The following is a 1,226-nucleotide window of genomic DNA, read 5'->3' on the forward strand; positions in this document are numbered from 1 at the left end:
TGAGCTCGATCGTCACGCCGTTCGGGTCTTCCAGGAACACTTGTTCGAGATTGAGCGACGGCACCATCCGCTCGCGAAACGGCACGTCCGCCGCCCGCAGCCTGTCCTTCACCCCACTCGCGTCGCGCCCCACGAAGGCGATGTGGTCGATCGTGCCCGTGCCCGCAGTGGCCGCCCCCGCGTCCTTGTCGCCCAGATAGGCATGCAGGCCCGAGGGGTCGTTCGGGTCGATGCCGATGACATGCACGACCGCCGTGCCGCCCTGGTAGAGCCACACGCCGGGGAAGGGAAAGTTCGGTCGCGGCCCGACCTCGAACTCCATGACCTGCGTGTAGAACCGCCGCGTCGCCTCCAGATCGGTGGTGCGGATCGAATAATGGTCCAGCCGCTCGATGCTCATGCGCGCCTCCCTGTCAGTGGGCGGAGGGTGACGCGACGGCGGCCCCTGTCAATGCCGACCGCTTGACCCGTCCCCGGCGGCGCGGTCTGTTCGCCGCCATGCCAGGGGAGGGACGATGAAGGCCGGGGCATTCGGGTATGCGCGGGCAGAGTCGGTCGCGCACGCGCTCGACCTGCTGGCCCGCCACGGCGAGGGGGCGAAGCTGCTGGCCGGCGGGCAGAGCCTGCTGCCGGCGCTCAATCTGCGCCTGTCGGTGCCGGAGGTGCTGATCGATATCGGGCGGCTGGACGCGCTGCGCGGCATCGCCGTCGTGGATGGCCGGCTGCGCATCGGCGCGCTGACGACGCATGACGAGCTGCTGACCTCCCCGCTGATCGCGGCCCACGCCCCCCTGCTTGCCCGCGCGGTCGCCCATGTCGCGCATCCCGCGATCCGCACGCGCGGGACGATCGGCGGCAGCCTCGCCAATGCCGATCCGGCGGCCGAGCTGCCCGCCTGCGTCCTGGCACTCGATGCCCGCATCGTCGCGGTCAGCGCGCGGGGCGAACGAACCTTGCCGGCTGACGGTTTCTTCACCGGCCTGTTCGCGACGGCGCTCGCGCCCGACGAGATCCTGGCGGCGGTGGAGATCGCCATGCCCGGGCCGGGTGCCTGCTGGGGGTTCGGCGAGCTGGCCCGCCGCGCCGGCGACTATGCGATGGTGGGCATCGCCGCCGGCGGGCGGCGCGAGGGCGCGCGGCTCGCGGCGTTGCGCCTCGCGTTCTTCGGCGTCGGCACCCGCGTCACGCCGGCCCCGCTTGCGGCGGCCGCGCTGTGCGGGGAAGGG

The 1,226-nt window shown here is 72.6% G+C and carries 2 protein-coding genes; one reads left to right on the forward strand and one right to left on the reverse strand.

The window, feature by feature from the left end:
- On the reverse strand, positions 1-400 hold a 400-nt coding region (locus B8460_RS14155), incomplete at its 3' end, for a VOC family protein (protein WP_048862259.1).
- Positions 401-515: 115 nt separating this feature from the next.
- On the opposite strand from B8460_RS14155, the gene B8460_RS14160 reads away from it, so the two are divergent.
- On the forward strand, positions 516-1,226 hold a 711-nt coding region (locus tag B8460_RS14160; protein ID WP_048862260.1), incomplete at its 3' end, for an FAD binding domain-containing protein.

Source organism: Acidisphaera rubrifaciens HS-AP3, assembly GCF_000964365.1.
Taxonomy (GTDB): Bacteria; Pseudomonadota; Alphaproteobacteria; order Acetobacterales; family Acetobacteraceae; genus Acidisphaera; species Acidisphaera rubrifaciens.